This window comes from Streptomyces sp. NPDC111628 (assembly GCF_055635195.1).
In genome coordinates, this window is sequence record NZ_JBVKBZ010000002.1 from 843,080 (window position 1) to 864,171 (window position 21,092).

Annotated in this window: 16 protein-coding genes and 1 pseudogene; 4 read left to right on the forward strand and 13 right to left on the reverse strand. The window is 69.7% G+C overall.

Annotation, left to right across the window (positions count from 1 at the left end; genetic code table 11):
• Positions 1–12 precede the first annotated feature (12 nt).
• Together ACZ7MF_RS11440 and ACZ7MF_RS11445 are read left to right on the forward strand one after the other, a co-directional pair.
• Positions 13–1,722 (forward strand): thiamine pyrophosphate-dependent enzyme, encoded by a 1,710-nt coding sequence (locus tag ACZ7MF_RS11440; protein WP_471475998.1) that lies wholly within the window; start codon positions 13–15, stop codon positions 1,720–1,722.
• 20 nt (positions 1,723–1,742) lie between these two features.
• Complete coding sequence (locus ACZ7MF_RS11445) at positions 1,743–3,137, forward strand: Ldh family oxidoreductase (RefSeq protein ID WP_471476000.1); 1,395 nt, start codon at positions 1,743–1,745, stop codon at positions 3,135–3,137.
• Here the strand turns inward: ACZ7MF_RS11445 and ACZ7MF_RS11450 are convergent.
• From ACZ7MF_RS11450 to ACZ7MF_RS11495, 10 genes and pseudogenes are all read right to left on the reverse strand, one after another.
• Positions 3,122–3,379: a hypothetical protein gene (locus tag ACZ7MF_RS11450; RefSeq protein WP_471476002.1), complete on the reverse strand. Its 258-nt coding sequence runs from the start codon at positions 3,377–3,379 to the stop codon at positions 3,122–3,124. The two genes, ACZ7MF_RS11445 and ACZ7MF_RS11450, sit on opposite strands and share 16 nt — an antisense overlap.
• Positions 3,380–3,409: 30 nt before the next feature.
• Positions 3,410–3,718 (reverse strand): Lrp/AsnC family transcriptional regulator, encoded by a 309-nt coding sequence (locus ACZ7MF_RS11455; RefSeq protein WP_471476003.1) that lies wholly within the window; start codon positions 3,716–3,718, stop codon positions 3,410–3,412.
• A gap of 60 nt (positions 3,719–3,778) precedes the next feature.
• Positions 3,779–4,639: pseudogene (locus tag ACZ7MF_RS11460) on the reverse strand (ATP-binding protein); the annotation flags it as partial.
• 684 nt (positions 4,640–5,323) lie between these two features.
• Positions 5,324–6,637: an MFS transporter gene (locus ACZ7MF_RS11465; RefSeq protein ID WP_361570157.1), complete on the reverse strand. Its 1,314-nt coding sequence runs from the start codon at positions 6,635–6,637 to the stop codon at positions 5,324–5,326.
• A 266-nt stretch (positions 6,638–6,903) separates the two neighbouring features.
• Complete coding sequence (locus ACZ7MF_RS11470) at positions 6,904–7,857, reverse strand: catechol 2,3-dioxygenase (protein WP_471476005.1); 954 nt, start codon at positions 7,855–7,857, stop codon at positions 6,904–6,906.
• A complete protein-coding gene (locus ACZ7MF_RS11475) occupies positions 7,854–8,936 on the reverse strand; it encodes a 4-oxalomesaconate tautomerase (protein ID WP_471476007.1) in 1,083 nt (360 codons plus the stop codon). The genes ACZ7MF_RS11470 and ACZ7MF_RS11475 overlap by 4 nt, the downstream gene beginning before the upstream one ends.
• Entirely contained in the window at positions 8,933–9,628 is a 696-nt protein-coding gene (locus tag ACZ7MF_RS11480; protein WP_471476009.1) for a 4-carboxy-4-hydroxy-2-oxoadipate aldolase/oxaloacetate decarboxylase, read from the reverse strand. Before ACZ7MF_RS11480 ends, ACZ7MF_RS11475 begins: the two co-directional genes overlap by 4 nt.
• Positions 9,628–10,386 (reverse strand): PIG-L deacetylase family protein, encoded by a 759-nt coding sequence (locus tag ACZ7MF_RS11485; RefSeq protein WP_471476011.1) that lies wholly within the window; start codon positions 10,384–10,386, stop codon positions 9,628–9,630. The genes ACZ7MF_RS11480 and ACZ7MF_RS11485 overlap by 1 nt, the downstream gene beginning before the upstream one ends.
• 48 nt (positions 10,387–10,434) lie before the next feature.
• A complete protein-coding gene (locus ACZ7MF_RS11490) occupies positions 10,435–11,088 on the reverse strand; it encodes a GntR family transcriptional regulator (RefSeq protein WP_361570147.1) in 654 nt (217 codons plus the stop codon).
• Positions 11,089–11,390: 302 nt separating this feature from the next.
• Complete coding sequence (locus tag ACZ7MF_RS11495; protein ID WP_361570249.1) at positions 11,391–13,049, reverse strand: subtype B tannase; 1,659 nt, start codon at positions 13,047–13,049, stop codon at positions 11,391–11,393.
• 147 nt (positions 13,050–13,196) lie between these two features.
• Here ACZ7MF_RS11495 and ACZ7MF_RS11500 point away from each other — a divergent pair, with 147 nt between their 5' ends.
• Both ACZ7MF_RS11500 and ACZ7MF_RS11505 read left to right on the forward strand, forming a co-directional pair.
• Positions 13,197–14,396 (forward strand): ROK family protein, encoded by a 1,200-nt coding sequence (locus tag ACZ7MF_RS11500; RefSeq protein ID WP_361570145.1) that lies wholly within the window; start codon positions 13,197–13,199, stop codon positions 14,394–14,396.
• 662 nt (positions 14,397–15,058) lie between these two features.
• Positions 15,059–16,783 carry a subtype B tannase gene (locus ACZ7MF_RS11505; protein ID WP_361570143.1) on the forward strand — a complete coding sequence of 575 codons (1,725 nt, stop codon included), beginning with the start codon at positions 15,059–15,061 and terminating at the stop codon, positions 16,781–16,783.
• Between the two features lie 772 nt (positions 16,784–17,555).
• Here the strand turns inward: ACZ7MF_RS11505 and ACZ7MF_RS11510 are convergent.
• The 3 genes from ACZ7MF_RS11510 to ACZ7MF_RS11520 are packed head-to-tail and all read right to left on the reverse strand — an operon-like array spanning position 17,556 to position 21,078.
• Positions 17,556–18,569 (reverse strand): VOC family protein, encoded by a 1,014-nt coding sequence (locus tag ACZ7MF_RS11510; protein WP_471476013.1) that lies wholly within the window; start codon positions 18,567–18,569, stop codon positions 17,556–17,558.
• A complete protein-coding gene (locus ACZ7MF_RS11515) occupies positions 18,566–19,429 on the reverse strand; it encodes an alpha/beta fold hydrolase (RefSeq protein ID WP_471476015.1) in 864 nt (287 codons plus the stop codon). Before ACZ7MF_RS11515 ends, ACZ7MF_RS11510 begins: the two co-directional genes overlap by 4 nt.
• 11 nt (positions 19,430–19,440) lie before the next feature.
• Positions 19,441–21,078 carry a bifunctional 3-(3-hydroxy-phenyl)propionate/3-hydroxycinnamic acid hydroxylase gene (locus tag ACZ7MF_RS11520; RefSeq protein WP_471476017.1) on the reverse strand — a complete coding sequence of 546 codons (1,638 nt, stop codon included), beginning with the start codon at positions 21,076–21,078 and terminating at the stop codon, positions 19,441–19,443.
• Positions 21,079–21,092: the final 14 nt, after the last annotated feature.

Below are 21,092 nucleotides of genomic sequence, written 5' to 3' on the forward strand. Positions count from 1 at the left end.
GACGCACACGAGATGACGGACAGCAACAACAGGCCGGGCGCCGACGGCGGTGACGCCGTCGTCTCCGCCTTCAACGCCGTCGGCGCCGACTACATCTTCTGTTCATCGGGGTCCGAGTGGGCCCCGGTGTGGGAGTCCCTGGCCTGGCGTCACCGCGACGGTGAGCCGGCGCCGGAGTACCTGGATCTGACCCACGAGACGGTGGCGGTCGGCATGGCCACGGGTTACGGCCTGGTCGAGCGCCGCCCGCAGGGCGTGCTCCTGCACGCCGCTCCTGGCCTGCTCCAAGGCTCGATGGCGGTGCACGGCGCCCTCCTCGCCGGCGTTCCGATGGTGGTCACCTCCTCGGAGTCGACCACGTACGGCGACGGCCCCGGCCAGGACCCGGGCGGCCAGTGGTACCGCAACCTGTCCATCGTGGGCGGACCGCACCATGTGGCACAGCCGTTCACCAAGTGGTCCAACGAGGCCGCCGGCATCCACACCCTGCCCACCATGATCACCCGGGCGGCGGAGCTGGCCTGGCGGGCCCCGGCGGGCCCCGCCTACCTGAACGTCCCGCTGGAGATCCTGCTGGAGGAGTGGGACGGCCGCGAGGCCAAGCCCATCGTGCCGCCGGGCTCCATGCACTCCTCACCCGAGGAGGTCGACCCGGTCGCGCAGCTGATCCGCGAGGCGAAGAACCCCGTGATCGTCACCGAGACCGCGGGCCGTGAGGCGGGCGGCTTCGAGGCGCTGGTCGCCTTCGCCGAGGCCTGGGACATCCCCGTCGTCGAGCCCGACTCGGCGGTGTGCGGCAACTTCCCGCGCACCCACCCGCTGCACGCGGGCGGCGAGATCGGACCGTGGATGGACGAGGCGGACCTGATCCTCCTGGTCAACTGCCGCGCCCCGTTCTACCCGCCGAGCCGCAGACCGTCCAAGGCGAAGATCGTCGTCATCGACCAGGTGCCGCAGCGCCCGCACATCGTCTACCAGGTCCTCTTCGCGGACGCCTACCTGGAGGGCAACGTCACCAACACCCTGCGCCAACTGGCCAAGCGGGCAAAGAATCTCGACGAGAGCTCCGTCGCCGCACGCCGTGCGGCGCAGGAGGAGCGCCACGCTGCCGAGCAGTCCGCCATCGCCGCAGCCGAGGCGAAGGCGGCACAGTCCGAGGGCGTCGACCCGGTCCTGGTCGCCGCCACCTTGCGCAAGCTGCTCGCCGGCTCCGGCGGCGTCGTCGTCGACGAGACCATCACCCACAGCCGCGTCGTCAAGCGGCACCTGCAGACCACCGACCCCGACTCGTACTTCTACGTGCAGGGCGGGCTCGGCCAGGGCATCGCGGTCGCCCTCGGCGTCAAACTCGCCGCCAGGGAACGCCCGGTGGTGCTCACGATCGGCGACGGCGCCTTCACCTACAACCCGGTGATCCCGTCGTACGACGCGGCGAAGGCATACGACCTGCCGGTACTGATCGTGGTCTTCAACAACCGTGTCTACAAGTCGATGAACCTCAACCACCGCCGCTTCTACCCCGAGGGAGCGGCGGCCGAGACCGGGGAATGGCTCGGCACCGATCTGCACCGGCTGCCCCGACTCGCCGGCTTCGCCGAACCCTTCGGCATGCACACCGAGACCGTCGACACCGCAGAGGCGCTCGCTCCCGCTCTCGAACGCGCCCTCAAGGCTGTGGCGGACGGCACCACCGCCGTCGTCGACGTCCTCGTCACCCGCTGATCCAGGAGGCTCCCGCCACCATGACCGACTCACCGAGCCCCAAGCCAGGCAAGGTCCTGGTTCCCGCGGAGAACCTGCGGGTCTTCGCCGCCGCCCTTCTCCAGAAGGGCGGCCTGAGCCCCGACCACGCCGTCACCACCGCCGAGGCGTTCGTCTGGGCCGCACAGCGGGGCGTCGACTCGCACGGCATTGCCCGGGTCCCCGCCTATCTGGAACTACTGGCCAAGGGCATCGCCAACGCCACCCCCGAGATACGGCTGGAGTCCTCCACGCCGGCCGCGGTCGTTCTCGACGCCGACCGCGCACCCGGCCCGGTCGCGCTCACCGCTGCCGCAGAGGAGGCCGTGACCCGGGCCCGAATCACCGGCATCGCCGCCGTCGGCGTGCGTCGCACCGTGCATACCGGAGCCATCGGCCGCTATGTGTCGAAGATCGCCGAACAGGGCCTGGTCGGCCTGGCGTTCGTCGCCGGCATGCCCAACATGGGCTACACCGGGGCCAAGGGCGCCGCCGTGGCCACCAGCCCGCTGGCGATCGCGGTGCCCGCCGACGGCCGCGCTCCGCTGCTCCTCGACATGGCCACCGCGACCATCGCCCTCGGGAAGATCCGTCAGGCCAAGGCGTCCGGCGCCGCGCTGCCAGAGGGCGCCGCCGCCACCGAGGACGGCACCCCGACCACGGACCCCGAGAAGGCCGTGTTGCCGCTGCCGCTCGGCGGGGCCAAGGGGTCTGGGATGTCACTCGCCTTCGAGCTGCTGACCAGCGTGCTGGTCGGCGCTCCCATCTTCGCCGGCTTCCACTCCGGCGATCCCAAGGGCCGCAAGCACCGCCAGAACGCCCTGCTGATCGCCGTCGACCCGGCAGCTTTCGGCGGCGCCGAGCCGTTCGCCGAGTCGGTGGAGGCCACTCTGGCCACCCTCAAGACCCTGACTCCGGCCGACGGCGCCGAAGGCGTGTACTACCCCGGTGAACGTAGCGCCGCCGTCGCCGCAGAGCGGGCCGCGGACGGCATCCCGGTCGCCCCGAAGGTGTGGAAGCAGCTGACCGAGGTCGCCGACGAGTTCGGCGTCGCCCTGCCCGGCCTCGCCGGCGGGCGAGCCCGCTCCGCGGCCCGGGTGGTCACCGAGCGGCCGCACCGCTACGCCAAGCAGCTCGTGAGCCACCTCGGTCGCCGCGCCGAGACCGCATGGGACGACGAAAGGGGCGAAGGGCGGATGCTGTTCCAGGACGGCGTGGGCACGCTCACCGCCGGGGACGGCGCGCTGCTGCTCACGGTCGAGGCGGAGGGCGGCTCTCCGGAGCGGCTGGAGGCAGTCGTCGGACGCCATCTCGTCCGCTTCGGCACCAAGGACGAACTGGTGGTGGAGTGGCTGCGTGACGGCGGCGAGCCTGGCGGAACCTACCGGGCGGAGTGACGTCCGGAGGGTCGCGCGTCGGCGTACCCGGCAGCCGACGCGCACCGGTTCCCGAGGCAATGGCCGTCACCCCGACGGTCAGCGTCTTGGACCCTGCGCGGGACGGGCATCGTATCCGCCGCGTGGACACCGAACAGTGCGCCGACCTGCTCGGCGAGGAAGGCGTAAAGACCGGGAGGTGTCTGGCAGAGGACCGGGAATACGAGGTTGGTGCGGCCGGCGATGGCGGCGGCGAACCGCACCTCGGGCCGGGCGGCGAGCGCCTGATCCGCTCAGACCAGGTCGTGTAGAGAGACGGTCGGCCAGACCAGTGCCTCGATGCCCTGGCCGAGCGGCTCATGGTCGTACTCGGCGGCGATGTGCCGGACTCCCGCGGCACGCAGCCGGTCCAGGCGCTTGCGCACTGCGGTCTCGGACATGCCTGTCACCCGCTGCAGATCGGTCAGGGTGGCCCGCCCGTCGATGCGCGGTGCTTCCAGCATGGCGTGGTCGACCGCGTCCGGAGTGACCGGGGCGGCGGCGAGGTCGGGGGAGGGGGGCCGGGGCGCGCAGGGCGCTCTCCTCCGCCGGCTCCAGAGCACTGATGTTGCGCAGTGAGCGCAGCGAGTGGCCGTAGAAGGCGTGCAGGACGCAGTGGGAGCTCACCGAGGTGACATGCGGGGTGCGCTGGAGGCGCTCCAGGAGAAGGTCGTCGCCCTCTCGCCGGGAGCGAGGGGTGATGGAACAGATGACTGCCGCGCCGTCGGCCCGCTATGTCGACGTAATGGGTGTCGGACCGGCCGGAGAGCGTGGCGGCCAGCTGCGCCGCCGCTGCGTGGCCGTAGCGCCGTCGCCTCCTGGGCGTCGGGCGAGGGGCGCTGAAGGGACTGTTCCGTCCCCATGACCTTGCCGCGAGCGGAGACCCGGGTTCCCACCGCTGGGAGAACAGGGCTACGAGGAACAGCCCTCGTCCGCCCTCGTCGGTGGTCGCCGCGCGGCGCAGGTGCGGTGAGGGTGCTGCTGCCGTCGGTCACCTCGCAGACCAGACTGTCGTGGTAGATCAGGACGCACAGTCGAATCGGACCGGTGGCGTAGTGATGGCGTTGGTCACCAACTCGCTGATCACCAGCTCGGTGTTGAAGGCCAGCGTCTCGTCGAGATCCCAGGCGTCCAGCCGTCGGGTGACGTCGGCCCGGATGCGGCGACGACTGCGGGATCCTCGGGCACGTCTCACTCGGTCACCCGGGGAGGGATCCAGCAGGCGAGTGCGGGCGACGAGCAGTGCGACGTCGTCGTTCGGGCGGTCCGGAAGCAGGGCGTCGAGAACGTCCTGGCACATCTCCTCGGAGCATCGGTCCCGGCGTGCCAGGGCCTTCCGCCACCTTCGAGTACTCCACGGCCCCGTCGGGGTGCACCAGGGACGGTTCCGGGTGTCCCGAGCGGGCCAGGGCGCACGCTCCGGACATCGCGTCGTAGATCGCGTAGAGGCAGGTGGCTCCCGTGAAGCCGTCGCTGTCGCCTTCGGTACATGTCCGTGAGTGCGATCGGCTCCAGAACGGACACGCACTCGCCGAGTCCGTCAACGCGACATCGACAGCCGCATAGCCCGTGGCCAAGATTCTGGGTCAAGGCCCTCCCGAACCAGTCCGGTGTTCGCACTCCACCGACCACACGGTCGGATGGACAACGGCCTGTTGAACCGTTGGAGATCGGCCAGATGTGCAAGCTGGCCAAGGACTCGGCGGCCGACGCCCACACCCAGGCGATCCGTCTGTGGCGAAGTCCGGAATCGGCAGAGACGAAGGCGACCGCGGCGCAGTAGACGCCGTACGGCGACTCTTCGTGTCCATCAGACGCTTGAGGAGGGCGTACGCCTGCTCAAGGCCGTTCATCCGTGCGGGCCGGCGGGGGAGTGTGCCCCGCGCCGGCGCACGTGGTCCTGTGCCTTCTAGCCCCGACGCATCAGGCAGCTAAGCGAAGAGGTCCAGGACCCGAAAGGCTGCATGACTTGGCTGATGGAACCACGCTCCGCAGCTGCTCAAGGTAGTGGGCATCGGTCCGGAGGTCGCCGCCCAGGCAATGCGCTCGGCTGGGAGAACCCAGCCGAGCGCATTGCGGAGGCTACTTGCAGTTTGACCGCAGGGCCACGTGGTGCGCCACTCTTCGTAGGTTGGCGGCGCTGGAGTGTCTATTCCCTCTGCCTGTGGTCAGACCTTCGCGGGCGTGTGCATTTTGATCGTGAGGGCAGCCGCGGTCATCATGACCGCGCCGAAGAGCGCGGCGCAGGCGTACATGGTGAAGCCGATGTCGGCCTTGCCCGCCTCAAGGAGGGCGCCGCCGATCCACGGGCCGAAGATGGCGCCGAATCGGCCCATACCGGAGACCCAGCCGAGGGCGGTGGGGCGGTCTTCGTCGTTGTGGTGGGTGCCGACCGTCGCGTAGACCATGGTCTGGCCGGAGAAGAGCAGCAGTCCAGCGAAGAAGACCACCGCGTACAGGAGGCCGACCGACATCTGGACGCCCATGAGGTAGACGAAGACGGCGGTCAGGACGAACCAGGCGATGACGACCTTGCGCGGGCCGACGCGGTCGGCGGTGCGGCCGGCGATGAGCATGCCGCAGATGCCGCCGATGTTCAGGAACGTCGAGAAGAGCAGCGAGTCGCCGGTGTCGTATCCGAGGTCGACCATGATCTTCGGCAGCCACTGGCCGACTCCGTAGACCAGGAGCAGACCCGCGAAGGATGTCAGCCAGAAGCACAGGGTGGTGGACCACTGGCGGTTCCGGAAGAGGTTCTTCAGCGCGTCCAGCTTGTCCTTGCGGTCCGCCTTCGGCTCGGCAAGTTCGGTGCCGTAGGCGGTGGCGAGCAGCTCGGCGTCGGCTCGGCGGCCGCGAGTGAGCAGGTTGGTGGGTGACTCGGGCAGCAGCTTGAAGGCGATCGGGAGCAGGATCAGGGCGGGCAGCGCGGAGGCGATGAAGGCCGTTCGCCAGCCGTGGTCGTCGACCAGCCAGAGAGCGATCAGTGGGGCCAGGGCGCCGCCGGTCTGGTGAGCGGTCATGATGATGCCGGTGGCGAGGGCGCGGCGGCCGCGAGAGGTGAACTCCATGCCGTACGAGATCGCGATCGGCAGCAGCGCGCCGAGGCCGAAACCGCACACGAAGCGGAAGAAGCCGAACTGGCCCGAGGACTGGGACCAGCCGGTGCCCAGCGTGGCGAGGGTGAAGATTGCGACGCTGACGAAGACGGTGACACGGCGGCCGATCCAGTTCGATGCCATGCCGGACAGAATCGTGCCGAGCAGCATGCCGAAGTTCGCGTAACTGCCGATCGTGCCCGCAGTGTCGGGGGTGAGGCCGAGGCTGTGGCCGCCGAGCATTTTCGGAAGCACGGAGCCGTAGATGAACGTGTCGATGCCGTCGAGGAGGACGAGTCCCCAGCACAGGGCGATAACGACGGTGCGGCTACGGCGGGATGCTGTCCCGGTCGCCTGGGCGAGCGGGGAGGTGGCGGAGGAGGACATCGTTGTTTCCTCTCGTGCGGGACGTCAGGACAGGGCCCTGGTCCCTGGCTGCAAGGGCAGTGGGGCCGGTGCGGCTCGCGCATCCGGTGGGGACGGACGGAGCATGCCCCTGAGCTGCGGGCTCCGCGCGGGGAGCCTCAAGCTCGCTGTGGCGTAGACGTTAAGAAGCCGTAGGCGCCGCGTCAACACTTTTGTTAACAATATAAGCAACGATTTAAGCCCCGAGGTACGGGTGGCCGTTCCCCGGGGCCTGGGGAGAGATCACATCAGGGGTGGACGGGCGGCGTGCCGTGTGTGTGGAAGGACTCGATGGTCTTCAGGCCCCATGCCTGGCCCTTCTTGCGCTCCTCCTCGGTCCATGTGATGAGTGGCCAGTCTGGGGCGAGGACGAGGCGGGTGAGCGGGTTGCACAGCTCGATGCGGTTGCCGCCGGGTTCGTAGACGTAGAGGAAGAACGTCTGCTGGATGGCGTGCTTGTGCGGGCCGGTCTCGATGAAGACGCCGGTGTCGATGGCGAGGTCGGCGGCGCGCAGGATGTCCTCGCGGGTGTCGGTGGCGAAGGCGATGTGGTGCAGTCGGCCCTCGCTGCCGGTCCAGTCGGACGTGTAGACGACGTCGTACGACTTGTTGGTGTACGTCAGCCAGCGTGCCGCGATCCTGCCGGAGTCGAGCCGGATCTGCTCGGTGGGGCGGGCGCCCAGCAGCTGTTCCTGCCACTCGGCGTTGGCGAGGACGTCGGCGGCGAGGAAGTTGATGTGGTCCAGGCGGCGGACGCCGACGCCGCGGTTGGGTTTCGCCTGTGGCTGGTTCTTGAGTGCGGGCTTGAGTGCTTCGGGGGCCTGGTAGTACTCGCTCTCCCAGTACAGGGCGTGTTCGTGGCCGTCCGGGTCGGTGGTGACGTAGAGCCGGCCGAGACCGGGCTCGTCCTCGGTCCACTTTCCCGTGCCGCCCGCCGCCTCGATGGCCTCCACCCGGCGCCGGAGCGCCTCCTTGCTGGAGGTGCGCAGGGCGAGGCGGCCGAGGCCGGGCTGCTCGCGGGCGGTGAGGACGAGGCTGTGGTGCTCATAGTCGTCGAAGGTCCGCAGGTAGACGGTTTCGCCGTTCTGCCCATTGACGGTCAGGCCCAGGAAGTCGGTGAAGAAGGCGACGGAGGCGTCCAGGTCCGGAGTGAACAGCTGGGCGTGGCCGATGTGGGCGATGTCGCCGAGAGGCGGGGTCATGAGCGACCTCCTGTGCGTGGTACGGGGAAGACGGTGCCGTCGAAGATCTTGCGGGCGGTGCGGACGACGGCGGTGCGACGCGCTGTCGGGCCGCCCTCGGTGGCGCGATCGATGCTGCTCTCGATGTCTGTGAATCCGCTGGGATGCTCGATGCGGAGCCGGTCGCCGTCCTTGGGGAGGATGGCGATGCCGTGCGCGACGCTTCCCTCGATCCGCAGTCCGGCCGCCACGCTCGCGGCGCCGAGGACGCCGATGGAGGTGTGGACGCGGGCCGGGATGAAGGTGCGGGTGGTGACGGCGCCGCCGTGGCGGGGCGGCGAGAGGATGGTGAGCTTGGGAACGGTGGTGTCGGTGACGTCGCCGAGCCCCATCAGCCGCCCGGCTGTCAGCCGTATCTCGTGGAGTCGGGCGGTCAGCTCCCGGTCGCTCTCCAGTCCTTTTGGGTCCTCCTGACCGGTGACCTCGAGAGCCTCAGCCGGTATCAGGACGGTCGGCATGCCGTTGTCGACGCAGGTCACCTCGGTGCCGGCCACGGTGTCGCGCACGTTCCCCGTGGGCAGCAACTGCCCTTTACGCGGCGGGAAATCGATTACCACGGCGGCGGCGCTCCCGGGAACCCCGGAGATTTCCGTGTCGCCGCTGTAGTCGACGCGGCCGTCAGGGGTCGGGAACGTCGCCACGGCGAGGTCACCGGAGTTCACCATGCGGATGCGCACGGATGTCTCGCCGCTCCCTGCTCGTACGAGTCCGCGCTCGACGGCGAACGGACCGACCCCGGCGAGCAGGTTGCCGCAGTTCTGGCGGTTCGAGACCTCTGCTGTGTCCACGGCGACTTGGAGGAAGAGGTAGTCGACGTCGGCCTCGGGGTCGGCCGACGGGGACACCACCGCAACCTTGCTCGTAAGCGGGTGGGCGCCGCCGAGGCCGTCGATCTGGCGCGGGTCCGGGCTGCCCATGACCCGCAGCAGCAGCTCGTCGCGCACGGTCTCTTCGGCAGGCAGGTCGTCTGCCAGAAAGTAGGCGCCTTTGGAGGTGCCGCCGCGTATCAGCATGCAGCGGACCCCTGCGGGGCGGGTCACGACTCGACCTCCTCGTACGCCCGGTAGGTCACCCCGAGCCGTGTGAGTGTCTCCCGCAACCCGTAGCGATCCAAGCCCAGTTGCCCGTCCCGAAAGGCGGCGCGGGCCCCGGCCTCCTTCTGCTCGCGGGCCTCGGACGCCTCGGCGGTATCGCGGGCGCGCTCGCGCGGGACGACCACTACTCCGTCGTCGTCGGCGACGATCACATCACCGGGACGGATCACCTGCCCGCCGATCACGATCGGGACGTTCACGCTGCCGCCGGTCGCCTTGACCGTCCCCTGCGGGCTGACGGCGGCGGACCACGCGGGGAAGGCCATCGCGCGCAGTTCGGCGGTGTCACGAATACCGGTGTTCAGGACGACGCCACGCACCCCGCGATGGGCGAGGGCCGTGGCGAACAGCTCGCCGAACAGGCCGTCCGGGCACGGGGAAGTGGTGGTGACGACGAGGACGTCGCCCTCGCCGCACTGCTCGACCGCCGCGTGGATCATGAGGTTGTCGCCGGGCCAGCACAGCACCGTGACAGCGGTGCCCGCGACCCGGACACCTTGCTGGATCGGGCGCAGATGGGTACCGAGGAACCCGGTGCGGCCCATGGCCTCACCGACGGTCGCTGTCCCGTAGCCGGCCAGCGCCTCGACGTCCTCCGCCTCGGCCTTGGGCGGGTTGGTGACGATCATGCCGGGCATCAGGCGAGCTCCTTCGCGATCTGCGGGTAGGGCCGCATGTACGCCTCGGCCATGGTCTTGTGCGCCAGGCCGAGGTTGGGGCCCGCGTTGCGCTTGAGCTGGACGCCGCGGCGGACGGCGAGGTCGGTGTAGTAGTCCCACAGGTGCTGCTGGGCGGCGAGGCACTCCATGGCCTTGCGCTTGGTCTCCCACACCTCGGTGATGTCGAGCAGGACCTCGGGCTTGAAGCCGCTCATCTCGGGCTGGTGCGGCTCGAAGTAGAAGACGGGCGGGGCGCCGATGATCTCGCCCTCGCCCGGGTAGCCGATGGCCTGGGCCAGGACCCGGGCCTCCAGTGCCATGCGGTTGGCGGCCGGGTGGTCGCCGTTGTACGGGTCTTCGGTGGGGTGGGTGAGGACGACGTCCGGCTGCGTCTCCCGGTAGACGGCGACGAGCTTGTCGGTCAGCTCGGCCGTGACGAGGAGCGGGTAGTCGCCGGCGTCGAAGAAGCGGACCTCGGCGCCCAGGGCGGCGGCGGCCTTCTCGGCCTCCTCCCGGCGTATCGCCTTGATCTGCTCGAGCTTCTTGCCCTCCCGCCATGCCTTGGCGGACTCGCCGCGCTCGCCGAAGGTCAGGCACGCGATGGTGACCTTCTCGCCCCGGGCGGTGGCCAGGGCGATGGCGCCGCCCGCCCGCCACACGAAGTCCCCCGCGTGCGCGGTCACAACGAGGGTCGATCGGGACGGAGCGGCGGCGGGTGCGCCGTTGCCGTGGGTCATGCTGCATCTCCTTGGTGACAGGTGCCGCACCCGCCCCAGGAACGCGCTTCAATCGGCGCGCAGGGCGTCGATCACGCTGCTGAGGTGGGCGCGAACGGCCGTCTCGGCCGCTTGCGGATCCCTGGCCCTGATCGCTTCGATCACGGCCAGGTGCTCACTCAGGGACTGCTGCGGACGACCCGGTCGCAGCGCCAGCTGGAAGCGGTGGCGCACCAACTGGGCATTGAGCCGCTCCAGGAGACCGACGGCCGTGTGCTGGCCGGAGGCGTCCCGGATCAGAGCGTGGAGGTCATGGTTGAGTTTGGAGTAGGCAACCGGATCGCCGTCGGTGACCGCCCTGGACATGGCCTTGCCCAGGTTGGTCAGCTCGTCGAGCTGCGCGTCGGTGGCCTCGGTCGCCGCCTTGCCCGCGCACAGCCCTTCGAGCACCATCCGGCACTCCGTGATCTCCACGGCCTCCTCGACCGTCACCACCCGCACCCGCGAACCACGGTTGCGGATCCGCTCGACCAACCCCTCGGAGGTCAGATCGAGCAGTGCGGCACGCATGCTGGCACGCGTGACGCCGTAGTTCTCGGCGAGCTCGTTTTCCACCAGCCGCTGGGCCGGTGCCATCTCCCCCTGCAGGATCGCCTTCCTGAGCCGCTCCAGCGCGTACTGCTTGGCCTGCTCTCCGGAGCCTGGACGGGCTTCCTTCGGCATCTGCCCTCCCTGAGTGAGTGCCTGTCGACGCTAAATGTAGGCGAACAGAATTGTCAACAATTCTGTTCTCACTCTTTGGGTGAGGCGAGCACCGTGCAAGTCACACGCGGCGCCCGACAGCTGCCCTGGCCGTTCATCCGGTGCTGCGCCTGATGCGGATCACAGGCGGGGCTGATATGGCGGCGCAAGGAAGGATGTGCGGAACATGTCGGCTGGTGGTGGCGCAATCGCCGCAGCGCGTTCAGGCCATCCATAGCGGTCGGCTCCGGCAAGGAACGGCGGAACGGGTGCGGTGCCAGTGGCTAGCTCTTGTAACCCGTCACCTTGGCGACCCACTTGATGAAGTCACCCGGGTCCTCGTTGGTGGCGTGGCCCATGTCCCAATAGTACGCGTGGTTGACGTCGTCACCGAGGTTGTCCGCGGCCATGGCGAGGTTCGCGGCGACTGTCAGCGCCGTGTCGGTGTCGGATGTGCCGAGCCGGATCCACCAGTGCTTGGAACGGTTCGGGTTGCCTTCTTCGAGGATGTGGAACATCGGGTTCATCAGCTTGAGCTTCTCGGGGATGTCGCTGTCGACCCGCTTGCCACCGAGCCCGGTGGTGTCGTTCTTCGCGCTGTAGGCGGTGAAGTGACGGGCCTTGGTGGTGTCCTTGCCGAACTCGTTGTTCTCACCGGCGGACAGGTCGAACGCGTCGAAGGCCGGCTGGGTCTTCTTCCGCTGTGCCACGTGCGTGAGGTAGCCCTCCCAGGTGAAGGTGGCCTGGCTGTTCTTCCACGTGATGAACGTGTTCTTGGCCAGGTACGTCTCGCGCTCGGACGCCGACAGGGCCGCGAGGTACGTCGTCGCCGACGGCTGGAGGTAGTGCTCCAGCAGGTATTCGTCGTAATTGCGGGCGGTGATCTTGCCGAAGCCCGAGCCCTTGAGGCCGCGGAGGTTCAGGCCCGCCTGGTATTCGGCGAACTGCGACTGGAGCTCCCTCGACACACTCTGGTCGACGGTCTTGCCGGTGGTCTGCGTGGGCAGAGTGCCCCAGTTCCACTCGTAGGCGCCGTCGGCGTGCTCCAGATCCGTGATCGGGCACCAGGCGCCCGTCGCGAAGATGGCGTCGGAGCCGTCGGCGGCACCGGCTTCCCTGAGGTACGGCTCGTAGATCTTGCTGTCGCCGGAGGCGCCGAGCAGTGCGGAGGAGGCGCCGCCCGCGCTGGTGCCGGTGGACACGATCCGCTCGGTGTTGCCCGGGAGGCGGCCCTTGTTGGCGCGGATGTAGCGCACTGCGGCCTTCAGGTCGACGATCACCGCGGGAGCGGTGCCGTAGTAATTGCCGGAGGAGTCGGTCAGGCTGCGCCCGCGGGTGCCGGGCTCCACCACGACGTAACCGGCGGCCAGGGCCAGCTTCGCGAGGTTCACCATGCCGTTGATGGCACCCGTGCCACCCGCCGTGCCTCCGTCCGTGCCGCCCGACGGCATGCCGCTGGGCGTGCTCCCGCCCGTGGGTGTCCCGCCGAGCATGGCGCCGCCGCCCATGCCGGACATCTCCAGCTTGGCCTGGCCCACGCCGGTGGCGTCAGCCACCGTGGAGGGCATGTAGGCCCCCACCGCGTTGGCGAGGACGATGGGGGCATGCGAGGCGTCGACCGCCTTGCCGTCGATGTCGACGGGGACGCTGACGACCAGACTCTGGTGATCGGAGTCGCTCGGGTTCGTGACGTAGTCGCGGGCCTTGTAAAAGCGGTACGTCACCGAGTGCTCAGTGCCGGACGCGTCAGCGATCGACTCGGTCTTCTCCTTGTAGTCGTCCTGGTCGAAGGCCAGGGAGTCGTTGGCCGAGGCCCCCTTGCTGTCGGTGCCCTCCGTGTCTTCTGCCTGTGCGGTCAGGGCGATGCCGCCGATGGCTGCGACCCCTGCGGTCGCACCGAGTCCTATGACGACGCTCCTGCGGGTTACTGCCCTGTGCTTCATGATCATCTCCTCGTCGAGGGGGTCGTCCGCCGCCTGCGGGGGTCGCTTCACGTTGAGTGTGCGGGCTTCCGTTCTTTATTTTCAATGGTTGAAAAATTAGAAGACCGTGAGACGGGAAGTGCTGGGGCGACCAGGCACAATCGAGACGTGAATACCCCCGCTCCCACCGACTCCGCAGCCGTGCGCCGGGCCAACCTCTCCCTGGTCCTGCGCTACGTCGCCGCGCACGGCCCGTGCGCGCGCACCGAGGTTGCCGCGGGCACCGGCCTGGGTCACGCCTCGGTGACCGCGCTCGTCGCCGACCTGATCGAGCGCAACCTGGTGGCTGAGGTCGGCGCCGCCTCCTCGGGGGGCCGGGGGCGTCCGCGCCGACTGGTGAACCTGGTGCCCGGACGGGTGCGGACCACAGCCGTTCATGTGGCCTGGGGGTACAGCACGGTGATGACGTGCGACCTGGCCGGCGCTCCCGGCCGGCCGCTCCAACGGCCCAACTCGGGGCCGTTCGGGGCACAGGAGGCCCTGGCCGAGGACATCGCCTCCGCCGTCGACGCCGTCGGTCCTCCGGAGGTCGGAGTTCATCACGGTCGCCTGGTGGTCGCCCTGTCCGGACCGGTCACCGAGGGGGCTCAGGACGCCACGGGTTCTGCGCGCAGTGCCTCGCACCTCGCCCGGCTTGTCGCCGACCGGCTGCCCGGGCTGCCGTACCCCGTTGGCGTGATCAACGACGCCAAGGCCGCGGCCCTGGCCGAGTACCACGCCCTCGCCTTGCGGGATGGCATCGTCGCGTACGTGAAGTCCGAGGCGGGAGTGGCCGGTGCGTTGATCGTCGACGGCCGTGTCTTTCAGGGCGGTCACGGCCTGGCCGGGGAGCTCGGCCACATCCCGGTCTCCCTCGACGGGCCCGTCTGCCGGTGCGGCGCGACGGGCTGTCTGACCACGTACGTCAGCACCCGCGCGGTCCTGGAGGCGGCTGGTCTCGGCAATTCGGCTTCCCTCCACGACACCAGCGCCGCCCTCAATGAACTCGACCACCGCCTGCATACGGGGGAGCCGCTCGCTCTGGCTGCACTGGACCGTGCTGGGCACGCCCTGGGCGCCGCACTCCAGTCGCTCACCGGAATGACCGACCCTGATCATGTCGTCCTCGGTGGCCGACTCGCCGACTGGCTGCCATGGTTGAGGCCCGGCATCGACGCCCGCCTCGCCCCGCGCCGGGGCGCCTTCCCGGCCTGTGCCCCAGTCGTCACGCCCGGGACCCTCGGTGCCGACGCGGCCCTCCACGGTGCGCTCGCCGCCGGACGCGAATACATCTTCGCCGACCCCGCCGCCATACCGAAGGAATCCTGACGGCGGCCGCGTGGGTGCTGTTGCCAGTGCTGGTTCCAACACCTGCACCTCGGTGACCAGCCACTGCCGCCGACCCAACTTCCGAAAACCGTCTTCTTCACCTGCGGGTGGTGGGTGCACGGCGGTGCATACCCCGCTGCCCGGCATCCGGGTCGCCCGCGGGTCCGCGCGGCCCTAGGCATTGCCGGACACGTCCTGGGCGTCACGCTCAGGGCCGTCGCCAGCGTGACCGACGTAGAAGAAGTTATTCCTGGCGGCCATCTCGCTGAATGGGTCCGGTGGGTGACTACGGCCATCGATGCCCGACTCACCGGCCGCCGCACCAAAGTCGAGTACGTAAGGTTCGCCGCCTCTGCCAGCGCCTTCTGTGCCGCCGCCGCACTCGGCGGATCGTCCACGTCGGCGAGCAGCACGTCTTGTCGGTGTCCACCCGGGTGCTGGTGCCTGCGGCGGCCGGGCTCTGACCCGCCGGACTCCGGAAGACTAAATGTCGGCGATAGTGCTAGGCATATTGTTGACAAAGTTGTAGCGTGCGTCGCGCCTTGACCTTGAGGCATCCGCAGCACTTGCTGCTCGATGAGGGGAGACCCATGCAGAGGTTGACCGCGCCAGGCGGACGAGACGCACTCACCCACCGGCCGAGCATGCGGGCGGAACGCTTCGTGACCCGCGAACGCCTCCTGAGAGGTATGGCGCTGGCGGGCTCCCTCGTCCTCACGTTCGTCGCAGTACCGGCCTCCGTCGCGGCAGCTGCCCCTGCGCAGAGCCGTGGCCACAAGGCAGACCCCCAAGACGCGGCGCTCGCCTTCGACTCCTCCGGCTACACGACGATCAGCGTCACCGTCGACGGCCGGCCGATGAACGTTCGCTGGTACAAGGAGATCTGCTACGTCGCGAACCCGGTCGCGGCGGCGGCCCGGCAGCCCGGCGGCCCCGGCGGCGGCACCACGATCCCCAACACCGCCTGCGGCTACCAGAGCATGAACGTGTTCGTTCCCGAGAGCGCCTTCGGCGACCAGCGCGCCCCGGTCTACTTCGCAGTGAACAACAGTGGCTGGAGAGCCAGTTACATCAAGGCCAGCGTCACCGACGGCACCCCCTACAACAGTGCGACCAGCAACGTCGGCGCCGCCCTGAAGGCGGGCTACGTCTTCGTCGACGTCGCGAGCCGCAGCCGCGGACTGATCGGCGCCGACGGCTCGTTCCCCGGCAAGGCTCCGGCGGCTGTGGTCGACGCCAAGGCCGCCGTCCGCTACCTGCGCCTCAACGACGCGACGATGCCCGGCAGCGCGGAGCGGATCGTGGTCAACGGCACCAGCGGCGGCGGTGCGCTGGCGTCGATCCTCGGTGCTTCCGGCAACAGCGGCGAGTACACCCCGTACCTGGCCGCGATCGGCGCCGCCGGTGTCGACGCCAAGGAGCGCAGCACCCTGCGCGACGACGTCTTCGCCGTCAACGCGTACTGCCCGATCACCGACCTCGGCAACGCCGACGTCGCCTACGAGTGGCTGTACAACGTCCTCGCCACCAGGGACGCCACGGGCTCGAACCCCTCGCCCAAGGACGCCGCCGCGATCGCGGCTGAGTTCGCGGCGTACGAGAAGAGCCTTGGGCTGCGCAACCCCGAGGGCTCCCGCCTCACTGCCGCGAACATGCTCGACACCATCGAGGAGGAGGTTGTCCGCTCAGCGGAGACCTACCTGAAGGCCGATCCCGCCCATTCGATCCCGCCGCTGGGAGACACCTTCGAGATCACCTCCGGCGCCCCTGGAGGTCAGCCCACCACCAAGAGGTACGTCAACGACTGGATCGACGTCGACACCGCCACCCGCACGGTGCGCTCCGTCGACATGGCGAAGTACCTGGCTTTCGTCGCCACCCAGGCCACCTTGAAGACGACCCCCGCCTTCGACGCGGTGGGCGTCAACGGGAACACCACCAGCGGAACCGAGACCGACCTCTTCGGCCCGCCGACGCAGAAGTACCTGAACTACACCGAGTACAGCTGGAACCACAACGACATCGCCGGGGACGGCAGCGGACTCGACGACACCGGGCTGACCTGGCACCAGTACACGGGCAAGAAGAGCACCACCGTCGACGACCAGGTCCACCTGATCAACCCGATGGACTTCATCGGCACCCGCGCCGACACCGCACCGAACTGGTACGTCCGCCACGGCACCCGCGACCGGGACACCGCGGCCACCGTCTCGGTCAACCTCGACCGGGCACTCGCCGCGGACAAGCAGGTCGAGGACCTCGACTACCGGCTCGCCTGGAACCAGCCGCACGCCGGCAATTACGATGTACTCGAGGCCATGGCCTGGATCGCCGACGTCGTCCGCAAGGCCGGCGACCCGCTCGCCCCCCGGCACAAGGGATGACAGGTCGTCGGCCGCCCCTCCCGCGGCGGTGGGGCGGTCGATGGGCTGTCATTCCTGGTAGTCGGGTTACCAGGGCGTGAGGCAGGGGCAGCGCGAACGGTTCCGCCGAAGGTGACATGAGTACTACCTGGCCTCCTCACCGAGGGCATCACCGCCAGAATGCCCTGGTAGTCGGCCGTGGTGTCGCCTTCTGGGCGGGCCAGGATGCAGAGCAGGAGGGACAGCGCGACGAACACCAGGAAGGTGATGAGCACCAGTGGACGGTTGTCGGTGACGCCGTCCGGGGTCGGCGTGAGCGCCGCGTGGAACAGGTCTGTCATGTCCGCCTGGCCTCGGTCCGTCCTTCGAGGTGGTGGGCGGCACGGTCGTACCGTACCGCCATGACGTGAGCGGCAGGACGGCCAGTTGCAGGGCGGACAGCAATACGCCCAGCGGCAGACCGCCTGCGGGTCGCTCGGTGAGCACGTCAACAGCCATCCCGGTGAGCAGCACGGTGGGTACGAGGACCGCGCCGTTCGTGGCCAGGAACCGGCGGCCCGCGAGGCCGGTGGTGCGGGGGAGTACGTCCTGTGCCTCTGGAGGCAGGCCGTGGCCGGACCGGGGGGGCATGGACAGTCCTTGTGTGGGTGGGGTCTATGGGTGCCCGGCGCGCAGTCCTGTGCGACGGACGGGTGCCGGGCGGGAGAAGGCGGGTTACGCAGGCGCGTCCGCCCTGTGGCGGGCGGACGCGAGCGGGCCGCACCGCCACTCGGCAGTGCGGCCCGCGAGGGGGTCAGTCGTCGGGGATGCCGGTGCCGCTGAGGGCGGGGACGGTGATCTCGGGGTGGGTCAGGGAGCGGGCGCCGAGGCGGAACTGGTCGAGTTTGTCGACGATGGTCTGGCCGACGGGGAGGTGGCCCCAGATGCTGATGCCCTGGTGGGTGGAGGGCTGCCAGGTGTTCTCGTCGACGACGATGGGGTTCCAGCCGACCTCCCACTCGAAGCCGGAGGGGGTGCGGGCGTAGTAGGAGAGTTCGCGGTCGTTGGTGTGCTGGCCCACGGACAGGGCCATGTCGAAGCCGAGTTCGCACACGCGCTGGTAGCTGCGGGCGACGTCGTCGAGGGTGGCGGCCTGGATGTTGAGGTGCTGGACGCGGGTACGGATGGGGTCGATCGGCAGGCCGCGCACCGCGGCGATGGCGAGGGAGTGGTGGCGTTCGTTGACCCGCAGGAAGCGGATCTTGAGCTTGACGCCACTGATCGTCTCGTCGATGTAGTCGGTGAGGCGGGCGTCGAAGACGGTGTTGAAGTATCCGCGCATCTGGGCCGGCTTCGTCGAGGTGATGGCCAAGTGACCCATGCCGGAGTCGCCGGTGACGAACGCGGAAGCGAGCATGCGCAACGGCTCCGTGGAGACCTTCGGGGTGGTGTAGATCTCCTGGACGATGCCCTTGGGGCCCGGGAAGCGCAGCAGGCGTTCGACGCCTCGTACCGCGGCTTCCTCGTCGGTGCCGGGACGCAGCGGGACACCGTGGGCGCGGATCCGGGCCTCGATCCGCTCGAAGACGGCGTGGTCGTCGACGTGCCAGCCGGCGGCGACGACGTCCTCGGCCGGGCCGCGCCGCAGCAGGAAGCGGCACTCCTGGTCGTCTAGACGAAAGCGCATCAGGTCGCGGGAGAGGGCGTCGTGGTGCATGCCGATGGCGTCGGTGCCGAAGCGCTGCCAGTCGGCGAAGCGGTTGGTCTCGATAACGACGTACCCGAGGTGGACCGAGCCGAAGACGGAGGAAGTCTCTGTGGTGGTCATCGGTGGCCTGCCAGGAAGTCGGCGCACAGGCGGTTGAACAGATCGGCGCGTTCGAACTGGACCCAGTGCCCGGTGTTGGCGACCTGGTAGAGGTCGCAGTTGGGCAGGCGCTCGGCGAGCATGGGACCGCCGGAGGGCCGGTTGACCTTGTCCGCCGCGCCCCACAGCACCAGGGTGGGCACGGCCAGCCGGGTCAGCCGCTGGTCGCGGGTGAAGTCCATCTTCCACAGGGCGGACGGTGACTTGGGGCGCCTGAGGGGAGGATCGGCGACGACTTCCGGGTCGAGGCTGTCCCGGTAGCGCGCGTCGATGACGTCGTCCGGCACGTCGGCGGCGTTGAAGACGAGGTACTGGCGGATGAACTTCTCCAGCTTGAGCCGCGAAGGGCCGTCGCCGGTGTAGTAGTTGAGCAGGCTGTTGAGGCCGGGCGTGGGCAGGGCGCGGGTGGTACCGATGCCGCCGGGGCCCATGAGGACCATGCGGTCGACGCGGCCGGGAGTGTCCAGGGCGAGGCGCAGGGCGCAGGCGCCGCCGTAGGAGTTGCCGACCAGGTGCGCCTTGTCCAGGCCGAGTCGGTCGAGGAGGCCGCGGATGCCGTCGGCGAGGCTGCCGAAGGGGTCGGCGGGGTTGACGCCCTTGGTGCTGCGGCCGTAGCCGGGCAGGTCGGGGACGATGACCCGGTGCTGCTTGGCCAGTTCGCCGATGTTGCGGTGGTAGTTGGAGACGCCGGAGGCGCCGGGGCCGCCGCCGTGCAGTAGCAGGACGGGCGGGCCGTCGCCGGTCTCCGCGACGAAGATCTTCTTTGTGCCGACGTCGTACGTCGTCTCCTGCATCTGAGGCATGGCGGTCTGCGCGGTCATGATGTCGCTCCTCACTGGGTGGTGGTCTCGGTCGGGGCGCCGGCCCGGGTCGGACGGGACACGGCCGCGGGCGCGAAGCCGGCCGGGGGCGGCGGGAGCGGGGCGCTGGCGGGCGCGGCGGCGTAGACGTAGGCGTCGGGACGCAGCGCGAGGGTGGCCGCGCGGTGCTCCCGCATCCAGGGCAGCAGGACGCCGTCGCTGTCGACGAGGGTGCCCTCGGCGGACCGGGAGCCGGCCGGGGTGACGGTGAGCGAGGGCAGCGCGAGGCGGTCCCACGCCGGCTGGGGCGTGGCCGTGCAGGCGTGCAGAAGCAGCCAGCGGCCGCCGAGGGCGTCGTCCAGACGGACGCGGTTTCCGTCCGGGCCGGTGACCCACGGCTGGGGCACCTGGCTGCCGTTCGCCTTGGCGCGGGGACGGGCCTGCAGGCCGGCGGAGTAGCGGGCGACCGGGATCCAGTGCGAGTCCTGCATCCAGTCGGCGAACCCCGGTATGCGGTCCAGGGCGCGCAGGGCACCGTCGCGGACGCGCGCGACCGGCAGGCGGCGCTCGGTGATGATCCGGCCGACGAACACCGCCCGCCCGGTCACCTCCTTGACGTGCGGCTTGCGCTCGGCCTCGTAGCTGTCGAGCACGCTCTCGGGCAGTTCACCTCGGAGCACGGCGTCGAGCTTCCAGGACAGGTTGGCCACGTCGCGCACGCCGGCGGCCATGCCCTGACCGATCCACGGCGGCATGGCGTGGGCGGCGTCGCCGGCCAGAAAGACCCGGCCCATGCGGAAGCGGGAGGCGAAGCGGACGTGGTGGCTGTAGACGGTGGCACGCAGCACCTCGATGCTGTCGCGGGAGATGCCGTAGCGGGCCACCAGCCGGTACACGGCGTCCTCGGTGGTCAGGTGCTTCTCGTCGTCGCCGGGCAGGATCGGGAACTCCCAGCGGTGGTGGTCGAGCGGCGTAGGGCAGTCGACGGCGGGCCGGGCGGGGTCGCAGTGGAAGCGGAGCTTGTCGTGGTCGGGCCATGGCTTGAGCATCTTGGTGTCGATGACGACCCAGCGGTCTTCGTACGTCTTGCCCTCGTAGTCGATGTTGAGCTGCGCGCGGGTGAGGCTGGAGCCGCCGTCGGCCGCGATCACGTACGCGGCGCGCAGTCGGTGCACGGAGTCGTCGGCTGTGCCGACCACGGTGAGGTCCACCCCGTCGGCGTCCTGGCGCAGCCGCAGGCACTCGTGGCGCAGCAGCACGCGCACGTTCGGATAGCGGTCTACGCCGTCGCGCAGCACCTGCTCCAGTGCGGGCTGGTAGATGAACATCTGCGGCGGGTGGCCATGCCCGCGTGGGGTGGGGCGCGCGCTGAGGAACGGGCGGCCGTTGGCGTCGACGAAGTCGACCGGCCGCTCGGTCAGCATGTCCTGCTTGAGGCGCTCGGCCAGACCTATCCGCTGCCAGATCCGCATGACCTCCTCGTCCGTGGAGATGGCCCGCGCACGCGTGAAGATCTCGGCGTCGCGCTCCAGGACGACGACCCTCAGGCCCATCGCGCCCAGCAGGTTCGCCGCGGTGACGCCGGTGGGTCCGTAGCCGATCACCGCTACGTCGTACACATCGTTCTCCGCGTCACTGCGGTTTCTGCTCTCGGCCCCGGTCGTGCTCACAGGCCACCTCACTG